This window comes from Salmonella sp. SG203, from assembly GCF_013350575.1.
Classification (GTDB): Bacteria; Pseudomonadota; Gammaproteobacteria; order Enterobacterales; family Enterobacteriaceae; genus Salmonella; species Salmonella enterica.
Window position 1 is genome coordinate 220,094 of record NZ_SNMT01000003.1, and the last position, 18,139, is coordinate 238,232.

General features: G+C 53.1%; 20 protein-coding genes. 17 read left to right on the forward strand and 3 right to left on the reverse strand.

Going from position 1 to position 18,139, the window contains the following annotated elements; all coding sequences use genetic code 11:
- Positions 1-77 precede the first annotated feature (77 nt).
- The 4 genes from iolG2 to iolH all read left to right on the forward strand — a co-directional run bounded on the left by iolG2 (position 78) and on the right by iolH (position 4,312).
- Positions 78-1,100 (forward strand): D-chiro-inositol-2-dehydrogenase IolG2, encoded by a 1,023-nt coding sequence (gene iolG2 / locus HV477_RS07065; RefSeq protein WP_000736098.1) that lies wholly within the window; start codon positions 78-80, stop codon positions 1,098-1,100.
- A gap of 72 nt (positions 1,101-1,172) precedes the next feature.
- Positions 1,173-2,399 (forward strand): MFS transporter, encoded by a 1,227-nt coding sequence (locus HV477_RS07070; RefSeq protein ID WP_000661783.1) that lies wholly within the window; start codon positions 1,173-1,175, stop codon positions 2,397-2,399.
- Positions 2,400-2,559: 160 nt separating this feature from the next.
- Entirely contained in the window at positions 2,560-3,375 is an 816-nt protein-coding gene (iolI2, locus tag HV477_RS07075) for a 2-keto-myo-inositol isomerase IolI2 (protein WP_001019386.1), read from the forward strand.
- A gap of 52 nt (positions 3,376-3,427) precedes the next feature.
- Complete coding sequence (gene iolH, locus HV477_RS07080; RefSeq protein ID WP_000683955.1) at positions 3,428-4,312, forward strand: sugar phosphate isomerase/epimerase IolH; 885 nt, start codon at positions 3,428-3,430, stop codon at positions 4,310-4,312.
- A 55-nt stretch (positions 4,313-4,367) separates the two neighbouring features.
- Here iolH and yjgA read toward each other — a convergent pair whose 3' ends face one another.
- Positions 4,368-4,919, reverse strand: coding sequence for a ribosome biogenesis factor YjgA (yjgA, locus tag HV477_RS07085; RefSeq protein WP_017441193.1), 552 nt, complete (start codon positions 4,917-4,919; stop codon positions 4,368-4,370).
- Between the two features lie 95 nt (positions 4,920-5,014).
- On the opposite strand from yjgA, the gene pmbA reads away from it, so the two are divergent.
- From pmbA to HV477_RS07150, 13 genes are all read left to right on the forward strand, one after another.
- Entirely contained in the window at positions 5,015-6,367 is a 1,353-nt protein-coding gene (pmbA, locus tag HV477_RS07090; RefSeq protein ID WP_000852994.1) for a metalloprotease PmbA, read from the forward strand.
- A 98-nt stretch (positions 6,368-6,465) separates the two neighbouring features.
- Positions 6,466-6,852, forward strand: coding sequence for a cytochrome b562 (gene cybC / locus HV477_RS07095; RefSeq protein WP_001232231.1), 387 nt, complete (start codon positions 6,466-6,468; stop codon positions 6,850-6,852).
- Between the two features lie 277 nt (positions 6,853-7,129).
- Positions 7,130-7,468: a glycine dehydrogenase gene (locus HV477_RS07100; RefSeq protein WP_072156777.1), complete on the forward strand. Its 339-nt coding sequence runs from the start codon at positions 7,130-7,132 to the stop codon at positions 7,466-7,468.
- Between the two features lie 10 nt (positions 7,469-7,478).
- Complete coding sequence (locus HV477_RS07105; RefSeq protein ID WP_000435389.1) at positions 7,479-7,841, forward strand: SFCGS family glycine-rich protein; 363 nt, start codon at positions 7,479-7,481, stop codon at positions 7,839-7,841.
- Positions 7,841-8,143, forward strand: coding sequence for a DUF4312 family protein (locus HV477_RS07110; RefSeq protein ID WP_000975187.1), 303 nt, complete (start codon positions 7,841-7,843; stop codon positions 8,141-8,143). Before HV477_RS07105 ends, HV477_RS07110 begins: the two co-directional genes overlap by 1 nt.
- 22 nt (positions 8,144-8,165) lie before the next feature.
- Entirely contained in the window at positions 8,166-8,942 is a 777-nt protein-coding gene (locus tag HV477_RS07115) for a DUF4311 domain-containing protein (protein ID WP_000478578.1), read from the forward strand.
- 11 nt (positions 8,943-8,953) lie between these two features.
- On the forward strand, positions 8,954-9,598 hold the full coding sequence (locus HV477_RS07120) for a DUF4310 family protein (RefSeq protein ID WP_000392128.1): 645 nt from the start codon (positions 8,954-8,956) through the stop codon (positions 9,596-9,598).
- 58 nt (positions 9,599-9,656) lie between these two features.
- A complete protein-coding gene (locus tag HV477_RS07125) occupies positions 9,657-10,790 on the forward strand; it encodes an amidohydrolase/deacetylase family metallohydrolase (RefSeq protein WP_023257225.1) in 1,134 nt (377 codons plus the stop codon).
- Positions 10,774-11,892 carry a DgaE family pyridoxal phosphate-dependent ammonia lyase gene (locus tag HV477_RS07130; RefSeq protein ID WP_001139177.1) on the forward strand — a complete coding sequence of 373 codons (1,119 nt, stop codon included), beginning with the start codon at positions 10,774-10,776 and terminating at the stop codon, positions 11,890-11,892. Before HV477_RS07125 ends, HV477_RS07130 begins: the two co-directional genes overlap by 17 nt.
- A complete protein-coding gene (locus tag HV477_RS07135) occupies positions 11,889-12,629 on the forward strand; it encodes a KDGP aldolase family protein (protein WP_023193113.1) in 741 nt (246 codons plus the stop codon). The genes HV477_RS07130 and HV477_RS07135 overlap by 4 nt, the downstream gene beginning before the upstream one ends.
- A gap of 16 nt (positions 12,630-12,645) precedes the next feature.
- Entirely contained in the window at positions 12,646-14,559 is a 1,914-nt protein-coding gene (locus HV477_RS07140; protein WP_139385751.1) for a BglG family transcription antiterminator, read from the forward strand.
- A 77-nt stretch (positions 14,560-14,636) separates the two neighbouring features.
- Positions 14,637-14,879 carry a type II toxin-antitoxin system RelB/DinJ family antitoxin gene (locus HV477_RS07145; RefSeq protein ID WP_000212724.1) on the forward strand — a complete coding sequence of 81 codons (243 nt, stop codon included), beginning with the start codon at positions 14,637-14,639 and terminating at the stop codon, positions 14,877-14,879.
- Positions 14,869-15,153, forward strand: a complete 285-nt coding sequence (locus HV477_RS07150; protein WP_000220581.1) for a type II toxin-antitoxin system RelE/ParE family toxin — start codon at positions 14,869-14,871, stop codon at positions 15,151-15,153. The genes HV477_RS07145 and HV477_RS07150 overlap by 11 nt, the downstream gene beginning before the upstream one ends.
- Positions 15,154-15,156: 3 nt before the next feature.
- Here HV477_RS07150 and nrdG read toward each other — a convergent pair whose 3' ends face one another.
- Positions 15,157-15,621, reverse strand: a complete 465-nt coding sequence (gene nrdG, locus HV477_RS07155) for an anaerobic ribonucleoside-triphosphate reductase-activating protein (RefSeq protein ID WP_001009177.1) — start codon at positions 15,619-15,621, stop codon at positions 15,157-15,159.
- A gap of 216 nt (positions 15,622-15,837) precedes the next feature.
- Entirely contained in the window at positions 15,838-17,976 is a 2,139-nt protein-coding gene (nrdD, locus tag HV477_RS07160; RefSeq protein ID WP_000187818.1) for an anaerobic ribonucleoside-triphosphate reductase, read from the reverse strand.
- Positions 17,977-18,139: the final 163 nt, after the last annotated feature.

An 18,139-nucleotide genomic window follows, 5' to 3' on the forward strand; every position in this document is an offset into this window, starting at 1 on the left:
GATCCGTTTTTCGCAGAACTACGGATGCTTTTCTTTTGCGGTTTTAAATTTACTATTCATGAGATTAAGAGGTACGAATGAAAAAGCTTCGATGTGGTGTTATTGGCCTCGGTCGGGTAGGTAAAATGCATGTTGAGAATATGTATTTACTGCCTCAATTAGATATTATCTGCGCCGCCGATTATTTTATTGAGGAGATGAGCGATTGGCTTTATTCGGTAAATATAACTTCAGGGTATAAAAATTATCAGGAACTTTTACAGCGTGATGATATAGAGGCAGTTTTTATTTTCACCTCAACGGATATGCACGAAGAGATCGTCACGGCGGCAGCGCAGGCGGGGAAGCACATTTTTTGTGAAAAACCGCTCAGCATGAATGAGGATGAGCAGGCCTCAATGGCGGTGCTGAGAAAAGTGAAAGAGAAGGGGGTGACGCTGCAGGTTGCCTTTAATCGCCGTTTTGATCCTCAGTTTCACGAGGTCTTTGAGCTGGTGCGCAGCGGCAAGATTGGTCGGCCCCAGATGATAAAAATCACCTCCCGCGATCCGGACCTGCTACCCCATGATCTGATCAAACGTATTGGCGGTCTGATTTTTGACTTCACCATGCATGACTTTGATATGGCTCGTTTTATGATGCAGGATGAAGTCAGCGAAGTCTATGTTAAGGGCAATACGCTGATTGATCCCAGCCTGAAAAATATTGATGATGTTGATACGCTTGCGGTGATGCTGACTTTCAGAAACGGCGGCTACGCGCTCATTGATAACAGCCGTCGGGCGGTATATGGCTATGACCAACGGGTGGAGGTTTTTGGCTCAGAAGGGATGGCGTATGCGGATAACGTTAGTGAGTCGACGGTGAAAGTTTTCAACAGCCAGCACTGCATAATGAAAAATCCCCTTCCTGATTTCACGGTCCGTTATCGCGAAGCTTACCGAACGGAAATATTACACTTTATTGATTCAGTCCTGCATCATACGCCGGTTGTCTGTACCGGCGAAGACGCATTATTGGCCCAGCGTATCGCTATTGCCGCGCAGCAATCATTAAAAAGCGGGCTGCCGGTGAAAATAACAAGCGATATTTATCTTTAACTGCATCTATTAATAATGAAGAAACTCTCGCACTGAAAAGTGTGAGAGCTTTTCTATACCGAGGGTAATAAAATGAAAGAAATGCAGGCAACGCTGCCCCAGACATTTTATATAAAACCAGGTAAGTTTATCTGGAGCTACCTGGGAACATTTTTATTTATGTTGGGCGGCTGTATTGAGAACAGCTGGTTATCTGCCTGGTTAAATACGCAGGGGTTTGATCAGGCGCATATCGGGCAGATTTTTGCCGGGTATGGGATTGTGGTCGCGATTACCTCCTGGCTATCCGGCGTCTGTGTGGACGTTTTTGGTCCTAAAAAGGTGATGGTTACCGGTTTTATCGTCTATCTTCTGGCTTCCGTCGCGTTTCTGAACTTTGCGCTACCCAGCCATGATTTTGGCGCAATTCTTGTTACCTATATGCTGCGTGGCGTGGGGTATCCGCTGGTCTGTTACTCCTTCCTGGTACGCCTGACCATCCAGTTGGATAATCACCAGCAAGGGATCGGCACCTCGCTATTTTGGGTGGTCTATAACCTTGGTTTTACCATCATTGGGCCGGTGGTGGCGGCGTCGTTAATTCCTGAGTTGGGGCATATCAACGTGATGTGGGCCGGGATGGGCGTTGCGCTGCTGGGGGTTCTCTTCATGCTGGTGCTGGAACGCAATGAATTCATTCTGAAACCGCGAACGACGCCGGTCTTCAAAGAGTTATCTGCGGGTATCTCCATTATGTATGAACGGCCACGGATCGGTCTGGCGGTGATTGTCAAAACTATTAACGGTCTTGGCACCTATGGTTTTGTTGTCGTATTACCTCTGTTTCTGCTGGATAAGCACTTTACGCTTGAGGAATGGGCGAGTATTTGGGGGATTACCTTTATCTCTAACCAGGTCTTCAACATTATCTTTGGCTGGATGGGCGATAAAATTGGTTTTCGCCGAACCATCCAGATTTTTGGCAGCATCCTGACCGGTGTCGCTACGCTGATTGTTTACTGGGTGCCGATGATATGGGGGCATAACTATGTCGCCTTTATGCTGGCGATGTGTTTGTGGGGAGCCGGGCTGGCTGGCTTTGTGCCAATGACGCCGCTGGTGCCGATGATGGCGCCGGATAAGAAGGGGGCGGCGAACTCGGCCGTGAACTTTGGCTCCGGCCTGGGGAATTTCGTTGGGCCAGCGCTGGTCTCCGTTCTGGCAGGGTTCGGCACCGGCGTGGTGATGTATACTATGGCGGGGCTCTATTTATTCAGCGGCATCCTGGTGCAGTTTCTTAAAGTGCCTGGCGAGAAATAGCTTCAAATATTCTTCAAAAATCCCTTATAGCCTGTGATGTTCATCACTAAATTAAACCGGTTTTTATCAAGATTGATAAAGCCGGTTTTTTCACCCTACGTTAAATTGTACTAACGGATTACGGTTATTTACCCACTCATATACGTTCAGGGAGAAAATAATGAATATCGAAAAAACACGGTTTTGTATTAACCGGAAAATTGCACCGGGTCTAAGTATAGAAGCATTCTTTCGACTGGTTAAACGTCTTGAGTTTAATAAAGTGGAATTGCGTAATGATATGCCAAGCGGCAGCGTTACTGATGACTTGAATTATAATCAGGTGCGTAACCTGGCAGAAAAGTATGGACTTGAAATTGTCACAATTAATGCGGTCTATCCCTTCAACCAACTGACCGAGGAGGTAGTAAAAAAAACGGAAGGATTATTACGAGACGCGCAGGGAGTCGGCGCGCGGGCATTAGTTCTTTGTCCGCTGAATGATGGAACGATTGTGCCGCCGGAGGTTACGGTTGAGGCAATAAAACGACTGAGCGATCTCTTTGCCCGGTATGATATTCAGGGGCTGGTTGAACCTTTGGGATTCCGCGTAAGTTCGCTGCGTTCTGCCGTCTGGGCTCAGCAACTGATCCGGGAAGCAGGTTCCCCCTTTAAGGTTTTGCTGGATACCTTCCATCATCATCTGTACGAAGAGGCCGAAAAGGAGTTTGCGTCGCGCATTGATATTTCTGCTATCGGGCTGGTGCATTTGTCCGGTGTGGAAGACACCCGACCAACGGAAGCATTGGCTGATGAGCAGCGTATTATGCTGAGTGAAAAGGATGTAATGCAGAATTACCAGCAGGTGCAGCGTCTGGAAAATATGGGATATCGCGGTATTTACGCTTTTGAACCTTTTTCTTCCCAGTTGGCTTCCTGGAGTGAGGCGGAAATAGAGGAACAAATTAATCGCAGCGTGTCATTGCTGTTGCAATGATACAGCTAATTTCCAGGTGACCGTTTTCAGTTTCCGCAGCGTGGTATTTACAATGAAAATTGCTTTTGATGTCGATGTTATTAAACATTTACCCATTACCCAAATGGTACGGCAGGTTTCCGAGTGGGGGTATAAATATATTGAGCAGTCGCCGCACCCGCGTATTAATCCGTTTTATAAACACCCTAAAGCTGGTCGCGACACCATGCAGGAATATAAACGCGCCTTGCAGAACTACGGCGTGGAAATCTCGTCATTTATTGTGGTTTATCGTTGGTCCGGCCCCGATGAAGAGCGTCGGCGCGCCGCGGTAACCAACTGGAAGCGGATGATTGAGATTGCCGTTGATATGGGCGTACAGGTGATTAATACCGAGCTTTCCGGGACGCCGGATGAGCCGGAGATTTGTGAAGAGATGTGGTATCGCTCCATGGAGGAACTGCTGCCGATCGTGGAACGAGAGGGAATTCGAATCGAAATTCAGTCTCACCCCTGGGATTTCTGCGAACTGAACGATGAGACGGTCGACATGGTGCAGTCTTTGCGTAGTGATAACGTGACCTATCTGTACAGTGCACCGCATGGCTTCTTTTACGATAAAGGGCAGGGCGACGTCGCAAGGATGCTGAACTATGCCGGGGCCGATCTTTCGCATGTTCTGCTGGCCGATACGCACAACCACACGCTTCCCTGCCGCTATATCATGAACCCGCCTGGCGTGAATGCGACGATTCATCAGCACATCGGGCTGGGAGAAGGTGAGGTTGATTTTGACGCGCTATTCCAGGCGCTGCGTGAAATGGATTTTGCAAACCGCACGTTTAAGGTGGGCGGTGAGGCAATTATCACCACGTCGCTGTTTGGTTATCCTGAAAAAATGAGTGTTCAGGCGGTGGAAACGCGCGAGCGGATCGAGCGGGAGCTACTCGGACGTTAAAAACGGGTGGATTTGCCTGTACCGCGCCACAGGCTGGCGCGGTCATTTGCGGCAATTACCCTTCGTTTTCCGCCAGCTCGCGCAGATACTGGAAGATCTGACGCGCTGATTTCGGCGGTTTGTTGCCTTCTTTCTCTTTCTTCGCATTGCGGATCAATGAACGAAGCTGTTGACGATCGGCGTGCGGCCACAGGGCCAGTACTTCGGCTACCGCGTCATCGCCTTCGACGATCAGACGATCGCGCAGATGCTCAAGCTTGTGAAACAGCACCACCTGCTGATTATGGCGGTTCTTCAGCTTGTCCAGCGCCTGGCGAATAGGTTCAACGTCGCGTTGGCGCAGCATTTTTCCGATAAGCTGCAACTGGCGGCGGCGTCCTTCCATTTTGATTCGCTGGGCCAGTTCAATGGCGTCGCGCAGATCGGCGTCCAGCGGGATCTTATCCAGCGCGTTTTTCCCCAGATCCACCAGTTCCGCGCCCAGGCGTTTTAATTCCTCGGCATCGCGTTTAATTTCACTTTTACTGACCCAGATAATTTCATCGTCTTCGTCTTCGATGTCATCACCGGGAACGTCGTCGAGCCAGTCTTCGGGCTGCTTTGTCATGTCAGGCTCCTTAAAAAAAGAGGCTAATGTTACCAGTTAAGATGCGCACTGAAAAACGGTTCTCTGTTAGACTTCAGAGAAACTCTCTCTACATTATGGCATTTGCAATGAAAGTAATCTCACAAGTTGAAGCGCAGCGTAAGATTCTGGAAGAAGCAGTTTCGACAGCGCTGGAGTTAGCCTCAGGCAAATCGGATGGGGCGGAAGTCGCCGTCAGCAAGACTACCGGCATTAGCGTCAGCACCCGTTATGGTGAAGTAGAGAATGTCGAATTTAATAGCGACGGCGCGCTGGGCATTACGGTGTATCACCAGAACCGCAAAGGCAGCGCCTCTTCGACGGATTTAAGCCCGCAGGCGATTGCCCGTACCGTGCAGGCCGCGCTGGATATCGCGCGTTACACGTCGCCGGACCCGTGCGCAGGCGTGGCGGACAAAGAACTGCTGGCGTTTGACGCGCCGGATCTGGACTTGTTCCACCCGGCAGAGGTTACGCCAGACGAAGCCATTGAACTGGCCGCGCGTGCGGAACAGGCTTCTCTAAAGGCGGATAAACGCATCACCAATACCGAAGGCGGTAGCTTTAACAGCCATTACGGCATTAAAGTGTTCGGCAACAGCCACGGTATGTTGCAGGGATATTGCTCCACGCGCCATTCGCTCTCAAGCTGCGTCATCGCCGAAGAGAACGGCGATATGGAGCGTGATTACGCTTACACCATCGGTCGGGCAATGGCGGATCTGCAAGCGCCGGAATGGGTTGGGGCCGAGTGCGCGCGCCGCACCTTATCCCGCCTGTCGCCGCGCAAGCTCTCCACTATGAAAGCGCCGGTCATTTTCGCCAATGAAGTGGCGACAGGGCTATTTGGTCATCTGGTCGGGGCGATTGCCGGCGGCGCGGTATACCGTAAATCCACTTTTCTGCTCGACTCGCTGGGCAAACAAATTCTGCCGGAATGGTTAACCATCGAAGAACACCCGCATCTGCTAAAAGGGCTGGCGTCTTCACCGTTCGACAGCGAAGGCGTGCGTACGGAGCGCCGGGACATTGTGAAGGATGGCGTACTGACGCAATGGTTGCTGACCAACTATTCCGCCCGCAAACTGGGGCTGAAAAGTACCGGTCATGCCGGCGGCATTCATAACTGGCGTATCGCCGGGCAGGGGCTGAACTTTGAGCAGTTGCTAAAAGAGATGGGCACCGGCCTGGTGGTGACGGAACTGATGGGCCAGGGCGTCAGCGGTATTACCGGCGACTACTCCCGCGGCGCTGCGGGATTCTGGGTTGAAAATGGTGAAATCCAGTACCCGGTAAGTGAAATTACCATTGCCGGTAATTTAAAAGAGATGTGGCGTAATATTGTCACCGTAGGCGATGATATTGAAACGCGCAGTAATATACAATGTGGTTCGGTATTGTTACCGGAGATGAAAATCGCCGGACAATAATACCCGTCATACTTCAGGCTGCAGGCGCGTTGGCTGCCTGCAACTCGAATTATTCAGGGTATTACACTTATCGTTAATAATAAAAAAGGAAGTGAGCAATGCGTAAAAGCCTGTTAGCTATTCTTGCTGTGTCATCGCTGGTATTCGGTTCGGCTGTTTTTGCTGCCGATCTTGAAGATAATATGGATATTCTCAATGATAACCTGAAAGTTGTTGAGAAAACGGATAGTGCCCCTGAGCTGAAAGCGGCATTAACCAAAATGCGCGCGGCCGCGCTGGATGCTCAAAAAGCTACGCCGCCAAAGCTGGAAGATAAAGCGCCGGATAGCCCGGAAATGAAGGATTTTCGTCACGGTTTTGACATTCTGGTCGGCCAAATTGATGGCGCGCTGAAGCTGGCGAACGAAGGTAACGTTAAAGAAGCGAAAGCGGCGGCGGAAGCGCTAAAAACCACCCGCAATACGTATCATAAAAAGTATCGTTAATTTTTGTGGGATGGCGGCTTCGCTTTATCCGCAGGTCGCCATCCGGCAAAATGTAATACCCATCACACTTTCTCACTTTATACGACAACGTCATTGTTTCGCCATTTCCTCTTTATGCCGCGATAGATCTCACACTTTCCCGGCGATAATTCATCAATGCCGCTTTTTCTGTGGCGCAGATCACCTATCCCACTCGCGTTTCCACTTCGAGGTGGAAAATAACTCGCTACAAACTTTTAACCCTTACCGCTAGTTTTATCTCATTGCCATTAATGGGGTGAGACGCGTGGATAACGGAGCAGTAAAACACGATGCCGGTGAGCGAATTAACGAACTGGCTGAACAGGTGTTAACGCAGGTGGATGGCCTGCTGGGGCGACATCACATTGTCCCCAATGCGGTACAGACGCAAATGCTGACCTCGCACGTTCGCGCGATGGCGCACCGGTCAATTACCGGCGAGCCTTTACCGGAAGTCGATGCCAGCTTGTTTGATGAAATCTCAGCCGAATCAATGGCGCTCGCCCGCGAAATCGTGGCGGTGTTTGGCAACCTTCCTGACGAAGAAGCCTGGCTATTATCGGTGCATTTTGAAGTCGCGAAAGACAACCTCTAAGGAGCAAAAAATGGAACAGATTACCGTCGTGATTGGCGATCGCCTGGGTAAAGGCCAGAAAGTGGCGGCAGGCGTGGAAAAAGCGGGCGGTCGCGCGGTCGTCGTACCGGGCGTCGCGGCAGACATGAAGCTGGGCGATGTGATGAAAGCGGAAAACGCCACCTTCGGCATTTCATTTTGCGGCAGCGGCGGCGCGGGCGCTATCACCGCGCAAAACAAGCATGGCTACAAAGCCAAATATGGAATGCGGTCAGTGGATGAAGGCGTCACCGCTATCAATGAAGGCTGCAACGTGTTGGGTTTCGGCTTTATGGATAAAGAAGAGCTCGGCGAGCGCCTGGTGCAGGCGTGGCAAAAGAAATACGGCGCCTGATGATGAAAGAGCAATTCACCACCACGGTGAGAGTAAAAGGCAAGGGCGACGCCAAAGCACGCGCCTTTGCCGATGCGCTGAACCATGTTCAGTCGGCGGTGATGAGAGAGTCGCCGTATATCTTACTGCGTATTGAGCCACAGGATGTGCGGATTGTTCAGGCGCATGAGTCGGTGCGTAAAGAGGCCTTTCTGTTTTTCTTTTTGCGCCGGGAACGACGCACTTACAGCGTGGAGCTGGATGTGACCGTCAACGTGACCGCCATCAATCTCGACAGGGTGGATTTCGTCGCGAAACGCTGATTTTTATTAAAAAGGCATAGTTATGTTCCTGATAATACTAATTAAATCGCTCATTATCGGCGCGCTGGTCGGCGTAGGGGTGGGCGCTGGGGCTGCACGCATGTTTCACGCGCCAACCACGCAGGGGATGGGCGCGTTCCGTACGTTGGGCGAACTCAACTCTTGTGAAGGCGACCCGGCATCTCACTTCTCCTTTGGGCTGGGTTTCTTCTTTAACGCCTGGGCGTCGTCTGTGGCGGCCGGATCGTTCACCCAGGATGTCGATCACCGCATCATCCCTAACTGGGGCGCGGCGGCGCTAATGATCAAAAACCGTAACGTCGGCGAGACGCTGCACGACCCGAAAAAAATGGCGATCGCCTGCGCCGTCATCGGCATGATCGTCGTGACGTTCCTTAACCTGACCGCCTCATCCGTGCCAGAAGCGCTACAGGTGACGGCGGTTAAGGTGCTGGTACCGGCGGCAAACCTGCTGGTCAACATCGTCATGCCTGTGATCTTCTGGTTAGCGGCGATCGACGCTGGTAAAAAATCGGGCTTCTGGGCCACCGTTTTCGGCGGCGCGGCGCAGCTCATCATGGGGAACGCCGTACCGGGGTTGGTACTGGGTATTTTGATCGGTAAAGGCGTAGAAGAGAGCGGCTGGAACCATGTCACCAAAGTGATGATGGTCGCCATCGTTTTGCTGTTTGTGTTGAGCGGCTTCTTCCGCGGCTTCGACATGAAAATGATCGAGTCTTTCAACATGACGGTACCGAACTGGCTTGAACTGATCCACAACTCGCTCAGCGGCAAATAACGGAGGCCACAATGGAAGAGAATAAAGGTTTTTGGTATGCCGACTGGTCGTTCCCGATCTTTGTTGGCCTGCTCTCCTCCGGCGTTTTCGCCGGGACGCATATGTACTATCTGTACGGCATCGGCGCATTTAACGAAGTCGCTTTTGTGGCGATGTTGAAAGCGGGGATGGATACCGGCGTCTACGGCGCGGTCGCCGCTTTCGGCGCCAGCTTTTTATTTGCCCGCATTATCGAAGGTTCGCTGGTCGGAATTCTGGATATCGGCGGGGCAATTCAGACTGGCGTGGGCTTAGGGGTTCCGGCGTTACTGCTGGGGGCTGGCTTTGTCTTCCCGGTGGCGAACTTTATCGCTTCGCTGATAACCGGTCTGGTGATTGGCCTGGCGATTGGCTACATCATTATTCTGGCGCGTAAGTTCACCATTAATCAGAGCGACTCCACGTACGGGGCGGACGTCATGATGGGGGCCGGTAACACTTCAGGCCGTTTTCTGGGGCCGTTGATTATCCTCAGCGCCATGACGGCATCGATTCCCATTGGTCTGGGCTCTCTGGTGGGCGCGCTGCTGTTTTATATCTGGCAGAAGCCGATTACCGGCGGCGCGATTTTAGGCGCGATGATCCTCGGTTCCATCTTCCCGGTTGCGATTAGCTAATTGTTGATTTGTAGGCCGGATAAGGCGGTTGCGCCGCCATCCGGCAAAGGAGAGAGCGATGTTTGATTTACTCCTGCGCCATGCGCGTCTGGTCGATGACACGCTGACTAATATTGCCCTGCAAGATGGCAAAATCGCGGCGTTGGGTGACGTTGATGGTCCGGCGTTGAAAACCATTGACCTGCGCGGTGAGTGTTTTGTCAGCGCGGGTTGGATTGATTCTCACGTTCACTGCTACCCGACATCGCCGATTTACCACGACGAACCGGACAGCGTGGGTATTGCCACTGGCGTTACCACAGTGGTGGATGCAGGCAGCACTGGCGCAGATGATATTGACGATTTTTACACCCTGACCCGTGACGCGACCACCGACGTTTATGCGCTGCTGAATGTTTCACGCGTCGGGCTTATTGCCCAAAACGAGCTGGCTAACATGGCCAATATTGACGCCGATGCGGTCCGGCAGGCGGTAAAACGCCATCCGGATTTTATCGTCGGCCTCAAGGCGCGGATGAGCAGCAGCGTGGTAGGCGTTAACGGCATCACGCCGCTGGAACGCGCTAAAGCCATGCAGCAAGAAAACGGCAACCTGCCGCTGATGGTACATATTGGCAATAACCCGCCGGATCTGGACGAAATCGCGGAGCGTCTGACGGCGGGCGATATCATTACCCACTGTTACAACGGTAAGCCGAACCGTATTCTTCGGCCTGACGGCGAGCTGCGCGCCTCGGTGACACGAGCGCTGGCGCGCGGCGTGCGTCTGGATGTCGGGCATGGTACCGCCAGCCTGAGCTTTGCGGTGGCTAAACGCGCTATTAGCCTGGGGATTTTACCGCATACCATCAGTTCCGATATCTACTGCCGTAACCGCATCAACGGCCCGGTACATTCGCTGGCTAATGTGATGTCGAAATTCCTCGCCATCGGCATGTCGCTGCCGCAGGTCATTGCGTGCGTGACGGCCAATGCCGCCGATAGCCTGAATCTGAAAACCAAAGGGCGTCTTCAGCCAGGTCTGGATGCCGACCTGACCCTCTTTACGCTTAAACGCCAGCCCACCGTGTTGGTAGACGCGGAACACGACAGCTTACAGGCTGAAGAATTGCTGACGCCGCTTGCCGCGATACGCGCAGGCAAGGGCTATATGACCGAACAAGGGAGCGCGGAACATGCCTTCGATTTTTGAGAAGTATCAATTAAAACAGGTGATTAACGCCTCCGGACGTATGACGGCGCTCGGCGTCTCTACGCCGCGCCCGGAAGTGATAGACGCGGCGATGGCCGGAATGAATCAGTATTTCGAGATGAAAGATCTGGTGAATAAAACCGGCGAGTACATTGCGAAATTGCTGGAGGTGGAAGGGGCGACGGTAGTCTCCTGCGCCAGTGCGGGTCTTGCCCAGTCGGTTGCCGCGGTACTGGTTCAGGACAGCGACTGGCTGCTGGAAAACCTGCACGTTACACCGATTGAAAATAACGAAATCGTCCTGCCAAAGGGCCACAACGTCAACTTTGGCGCGCCGGTGGGAACGATGGTGGCGCTGGGCGGCGGCAAACTGGTGGAAGCCGGTTACGCCAACGAATGTTCCGCCGCGCAGTTGGCGGCGGCCATTACGCCGCGCACGGCGGCTATTCTCTATATCAAATCTCACCACTGCGTGCAGAAAAGTATGCTCAGCGTGGAGCAGGCTGCGGTGGTGGCGCGCACGCATAATCTGCCGCTGATTGTGGACGCGGCGGCGGAAGAAGATTTGCAGTGCTACTACCGCGTGGGCGCAGATCTCGTTATCTATAGCGGCGCGAAAGCGATTGAAGGGCCGACCAGCGGGCTGGTGATTGGTAAAACGCAGTATGTTGAGTGGGTAAAACGTCAGTCAGCGGGCATAGGCCGGGCGATGAAGGTCGGCAAAGAGGGAATTGTTGGCCTGACCTGTGCCATTGAATTGTACCTGCGGGCGCAAAAAGAGAGCGGCGCGGAGATGGTAGAAAAAATGGCGCCCTTTATCGACACGTTGAACACGTTTAACGGCGTCAGCGCCCGCGTGGTGTGGGACAGCGCCGGACGCGACATCGCGCGCACGGAAATTAAGTTTGATGAAGCCGTTACCGGCATCGCCACTGGCGACCTGGTCGACGCGCTGAAGCAAGGGGAATACGCGATTTACTTTCGCGGATACAAAGCCAACGAAGGGATTATTGAAGCGGATGTCCGCAGCGTCGATCGCGCGCAGTTAGCGATTGTGGCGCGTCGTATTGGCGAGGTGATTAATCAGGAGAAAAAAGCATGAAACTGACCCCTAACTTTTACCGCGATCGCGTTTGCCTGAACGTACTGGCCGGTTCGAAAGATAACGCCCGGGAAATCTACGCGGCGGCGGAAGGTCATGTGCTGGTTGGCGTGCTCTCCAAAAACTATCCGGATGTGGTAAGCGCAGTCGCGGATATGCGTGAATATGCGGCGCTTATCGACAATGCGCTCTCCGTCGGACTGGGGGCAGGCGATCCTAACCAGTCGGCGATGGTGAGCGAAATCTCGCGTCAGGTACAGCCGCAGCATGTCAACCAGGTGTTTACCGGCGTAGGGACCAGTCGGGCGCTGCTGGGGCAAAATGAGACGGTGGTGAACGGTCTTGTCTCGCCGACCGGCACGCCGGGACTGGTGAAAATTTCCACCGGCCCGCTAAGCAGCCGCGCGCCGGACGGCATCGTACCCATAGAAACGGCGATTGCGCTACTCAAAGACATGGGCGGCAGCTCCGTTAAATACTTTCCGATGGGAGGACTCACCTGTCGCGACGAGTATAAAGCGGTGGCTGACGCCTGCGCCCGCCATGATTTCTGGCTGGAACCGACGGGCGGTATCGATCTGGAAAACTTCGCCGAGATTCTGCACATCGCCCTTGATGCAGGTGTAAGCAAAATCATTCCTCACATTTATAGTTCGATTATTGATAAGGTGAGCGGCAACACCCGTGCGGACGATGTGCGTCAGTTACTCGCTATCGTCCGGTCGCGTGTCGGCTAATCATGAGGAGAGAGACGTGCGATTCCCCAACCAACGTTTAGCGCAGCTATTTGCGATGCTGCAAAACGAGACGCTGCCGCAGGACGAGCTGGCGCAGCGGTTGTCGGTCTCCACGCGTACCGTTCGGGCGGATATCGCCGCGCTGAACATGTTGCTGACGCCGCATGGCGCGCAATTTACTCTCAGCCGCGGCAACGGGTATCAGCTCAAAATTGATGATCCGGCACGTTATCAATCCCTGCAAACGCAGCAATCTCCCGCCCTGGCGCGCGGTCCGCGCACCAGCCAGGAGCGGATACACTATTTGCTGGCGCGTTTTTTAACCTCCGCCTTCTCGCTGAAGCTGGAGGATTTAGCAGATGAATGGTTTGTCAGCCGTGCGACGTTGCAGAACGACATGGCGGACGTGCGCGAGCATTTGCTGCGTTATCATCTGACGCTGGAAACGCGTCCGCGTCATGGCATGAAATTGTTTGGCGGAGAGATGGCGATTCGCGCCTGTCTGACCGACCTTTTATGGACGCTGGCGCAGCAGGAGCCCTCTCATCCGTTAATTGTTAGTACCACGCTGAACACCGAGGTGTCTCAACGGCTGCGGTCTCTTTTGCCGGATATTTTCTCTCATTGTCAAATCCGCCTGACCGATGAGGGCGAGCTGTTTCTGCGTTTATACTGCGCGGTGGCGGTACGGCGTATTCGCGAGGGGTATCCGTTATCGGAATGCGTGGCAGAGGAGGTCGATGAAAAGGTGCGCCATGCGGCGCATGAGATTGCGGAGCTACTACAACAGCTGGCTGACAAGCCGCTGTCGGAGCCGGAAGTAAGCTGGCTGAAGGTGCATATTGCCGCCCGCCAGGTACAGGAGATTGCCCCCAGCGCCATTAATGCCGATGATGAAGAGGCGCTGGTGCACTATATCCTCAATTTTATTAATACCCAGTACAACTATAACCTGTTGAATGATAAACAGCTTCACGCGGACTTGCTGACCCACATCAAAACGATGATCACCCGCGTGCGCTACCAGATCATGATCCCCAACCCACTACTGGAAAATATTAAGCAGCACTATCCGATGGCGTGGGATATGACGTTGGCGGCGATATCGAGTTGGGGAAAATACACGCCGTATACCATTAGCGAAAACGAAATCGGTTTTCTGGTGCTGCATATTGGCGTTGGGCTGGAACGTAGTTACAACATTGGCTACCAGCGGCAGCCGCAGGTACTGCTGGTGTGCGATGCTGGTAATGCGATGGTGCGGATGATTGAAGCGGTACTGGCGCGGAAATACCCGCAGATTGAGATTGCCCGCACTCTGACACTACGCGACTATGAGGCGCGGGACAGTATTGTGGAGGATTTTGTGATTTCCACGGCGCGGATCGGCGAAAAAGATAAACCGGTCATCATGATCGCCCCCTTTCCTACCGACTATCAATTGGAGCAGATCGGTAAGCTGGTGCTGGTGGACAGAACCCGTCCGTGGATGCTGGATAAATATTTCGATGCCTCGCATTTTCGCATCGTGGAGGGGGAAATAGATCAACAGACGCTGTTTAAAACGCTGTGCGATCAGTTGCATGAGGAAGGCTTTGTTGATGCGGCGTTTCTCGATTCGGTTATTGAACGTGAAGCTATTGTCAGTACGTTATTAGGCGACGGGATTGCCTTGCCACACGCGCTGGGGCTGCTGGCGAAGAAAACGGTGGTTTATACGGTGCTCGCGCCGCAGGGGATTGCCTGGGGTGATGAAACGGCGCACGTTATTTTTTTACTCGCCATCAGCAAAAGTGAATATGAAGAGGCGATGGCCATCTACGATATTTTCGTCACTTTCCTGCGCGAACGCGCCATGACGCGCCTCTGCGCATGTCAGAATTTTACGCAATTTAAAACGGTCGCGATGGAGTGCGTGAGTCGTTTTTGAGAGGCGTTATCCAGAATTCGATGTAATGCGAATGTAATGCTAAACTGCATTACACATTCGATTCTCCTGGAGGCATAATGGCCACGCTGAACGTCCGTCTGGATGACAAACTCAAAAATGAGGCTTATGCCGTGCTGGAAAAACTGAACATTACTCCAACGGAAGCCGTGCGATTACTGTTCCAGTACGTCGCGGAAACGGGGCGCATGCCAGTGAAAACCGTCACTCTTAGCGACAGTGAAGATGCATTGATTCAGACAGTTCGGGAGAGGCTGTCTAGTCCGCAAAAGGGAATCAAGGTTAGTCTGGATGACTTATGAACTGGAATTCGACCCGAGGGCCTTAAAAGAGTGGCATAAGCTGGGCGATACGGTGAAGGCTCAGCTTAAGAAAAAGTTGGCTGATGTGCTATTGAACCCCAGAATCGACTCTGCCCGTTTAAACGGTCTTCCTGACTGCTATAAAATTAAGCTTAAATCGTCCGGTTATCGTCTGGTGTACCAGGTTCGGGATGAAGTTGTGATTGTGTTTGTTGTTGCGGTCGGCAAGCGAGAACATTCAGCCGTCTATCACGATGCAAACAAACGGCTTTAGCGATCAACGCAAATGATGCACTACCTGGTTGCTGCTACCGCGCCAGATAAGCGCCGGGTCTTTCAGATCCTGCACAAATTTGCCATCGACCAGCACGTTAATGAGATCGACTACCTGCATTTGCGCGGCGTTGAGTTCATCGAGCTTGTAGCCGGTCCACACCCAGATATCTTTCCCCGGGCACTCTGCGCGGATGCGTTGTACCAGTGCCAGGATATCCGGTACGTTTTGCGGATGCAGCGGATCGCCGCCCGACAGCGAGATCCCCTGACGGTGAATGCGCGTGTCGTTCAGATCGGCAATGATCTTATCTTCCATCTCTTTGGTAAACGGCTGGCCGGAATTGAGCCGCCAGGTGCTTTTGTTGTAGCAGCCAGGGCATTCATGCACGCACCCTGACACAAACAGGGTGCAGCGGGTGCCGGGGCCGTTAACGATGTCTACGGGGTAGTATTGGTGAAAGTTCATGTTTCCTCGTTGCATTTGGCGCTGTAGCGGCGTTGGCCGCTCTCACTTACCCAGGTCACTTACTTATGTAAGCTCCCTGGGATTCGTTCGTTTGCCGCCTTGCTACAACACCAACTGCTTAGAGGAAACTCATGAAATTGGAACTATAGCCAGCGGTTGTAGGCCGGATAAGGTGTTTACACCGCCATCCGGCATTTACACATTGCAAACGGAGGATTAACCGATCTGCCCATTGCCTAAATGCTTCACGCGGCGCTTCACTTCTTCCTGCTTACCGGCGTTAAACGGGCGCGCGTCCGGGCTGCCTAAATAACCGCACACGCGACGGGTAACCGAGACGCGCGCGGCGTCGTGGTTGCCGCATTTCGGGCAGGTGAAACCTTTACTGGTACATTCGAACTCGCCGGTAAAGCCGCACTCGTAGCATTCATCGATCGGCGTGTTGGTGCCGTAATACGGTACATGCTGATAGCTGTAATCCCAGACATCTTCCAGCGCTTTCAGGTTGTGCTGAATGTTCGGGTATTCGCCGTAGCAAATGAAACCCCCGTTCGCCAGCGGCGGATACGGCGCTTCGAAATCGATTTTGTCGTACGGGTTGACCTTCTTCTCCACGTCGAGGTGGAAGCTGTTGGTGTAGTAACCTTTATCGGTTACGCCCGGCACCACGCCGAACTCGGCGGTATCCAGACGGCAGAAGCGGTCACAGAGGTTTTCACTTGGCGTGCTGTACAGACTAAAGCCGTAGCCGGTCTCGTCTTTCCACTGATCCACGGCCTGGCGCAGACGCTCCACAATCGCGATGCCTTTAGCGCGAAGCTGCTCGCTGTCGTACAGGTGTTCGCCGCCGAACAGCGCGTTAATGGTTTCATGGATACCAATGTAGCCCAGAGAGATGGACGCACGACCATTTTTAAAGATTTCAGACACGTCGTCATCCGCTTTCAGCCGCACGCCGCAGGCGCCTTCCATATACAGGATAGGCGCGACACGGGCTTTCACGCCTTCAAGGCGGGCGATACGGGTCATCAGCGCCTTCCGCGCCAGCGCCAGACGTTCATCCAGCAGTTTCCAGAATGCGGTTTCGTCGCCTTTTGCTTCCAGCGCGATGCGCGGCAGGTTAAGGCTAATCACGCCCAGGTTGTTACGCCCGTCGTGGATCTGCTCGCCGTTTTCGTTCTCCCACACGCCGAGGAAGCTGCGGCAGCCCATTGGCGTTTTGAACGAACCGGTGACTTTGACCACCTGATCGTAGTTGAGGATGTCCGGATACATGCGCTTGCTCGCGCACTCCAGCGCCAGTTGTTTAATGTCGTAGTTCGGATCGCCAAACTTGTGGTTCAAACCATCGCGGATAGCGAAGACCAGTTTCGGGAACACGGCGGTTTTGCGATTTTTACCCAGACCGGCGATACGGTTACGCAAAATAGACGCCTGGATCAGACGCGACTCCCAACTGGTGCCGAGGCCAAAACCAAAGGTCACGAAAGGCGTCTGGCCGTTAGCGGTGTGCAGCGTGTTAACTTCGTATTCCAGCGACTGGAAGGCGTCGTAGCACTCTTTTTCGGTGCGAGAACGCGCATACCCTTCGGCATCCGGGATCTGCCACTCATCGGCGGTTTTGCGGTGCTTGTTATAGCTTTCGGTGACAAACGGCGCCAGCACTTCGTCGATACGGTTAATGGTGGTGCCGCCATAAATATGGCTGGCGACCTGCGCGATAATCTGCGCGGTAACGGCAGTGGCGGTAGAGATAGATTTTGGCGGTTCGATCTCGGCGTTACCCATCTTGAAGCCTTGGGTCAACATGCCTTTCAGGTCGATCAACATACAGTTGAACATCGGGAAGAACGGCGAATAGTCGAGATCGTGATAGTGGATATCGCCGCGCTCATGCGCTTGTACTACGTCACGCGGCAACAGGTGCTGGCGGGCATAGTGTTTGGCGACAATCCCGGCCAGCAAATCGCGCTGGGTGGGAATGACTTTACTGTCTTTGTTGGCGTTTTCATTGAGCAACGCGGAGTTAGTTTGCTCTACCAGGCCGCGAATTTCCTGGTTCAGACGACCACGCTTTTCACGCTGAATGTCACGATCGTGACGGTATTCGATGTAGGCGCGGGCAAGCTGTTTGTACGGGCCGGACATCAGTTGGTTTTCAACCGCAGTTTGGATCTCGTTAATATCCACCTGACTGCGTGCGTTCATTTGGCTGCTAACGACTTCTGCGACGGTGGCACAGTAATCTGCGTCATCGACTCCCGCTGCTTTAGCTGCACGTAGAATGGCTTCCTTAATGCGCTCTGATTTGAATGGCACTTTACAGCCATCTCGTTTCATCACATGCGGTGTCATGATCACTCCATATTTGTAAGAACAGGTTATCCACAGAGGCCGGGGAAGCCATAACAGGTTTATTCATCTCTTTTCCAACGACTTCCCGCAATCCTGACCCAGGTTATCCACAATTCACCTTGTGTCGAGTGAACGGATGTTGTAGCAATTGTAGTCAATTAAT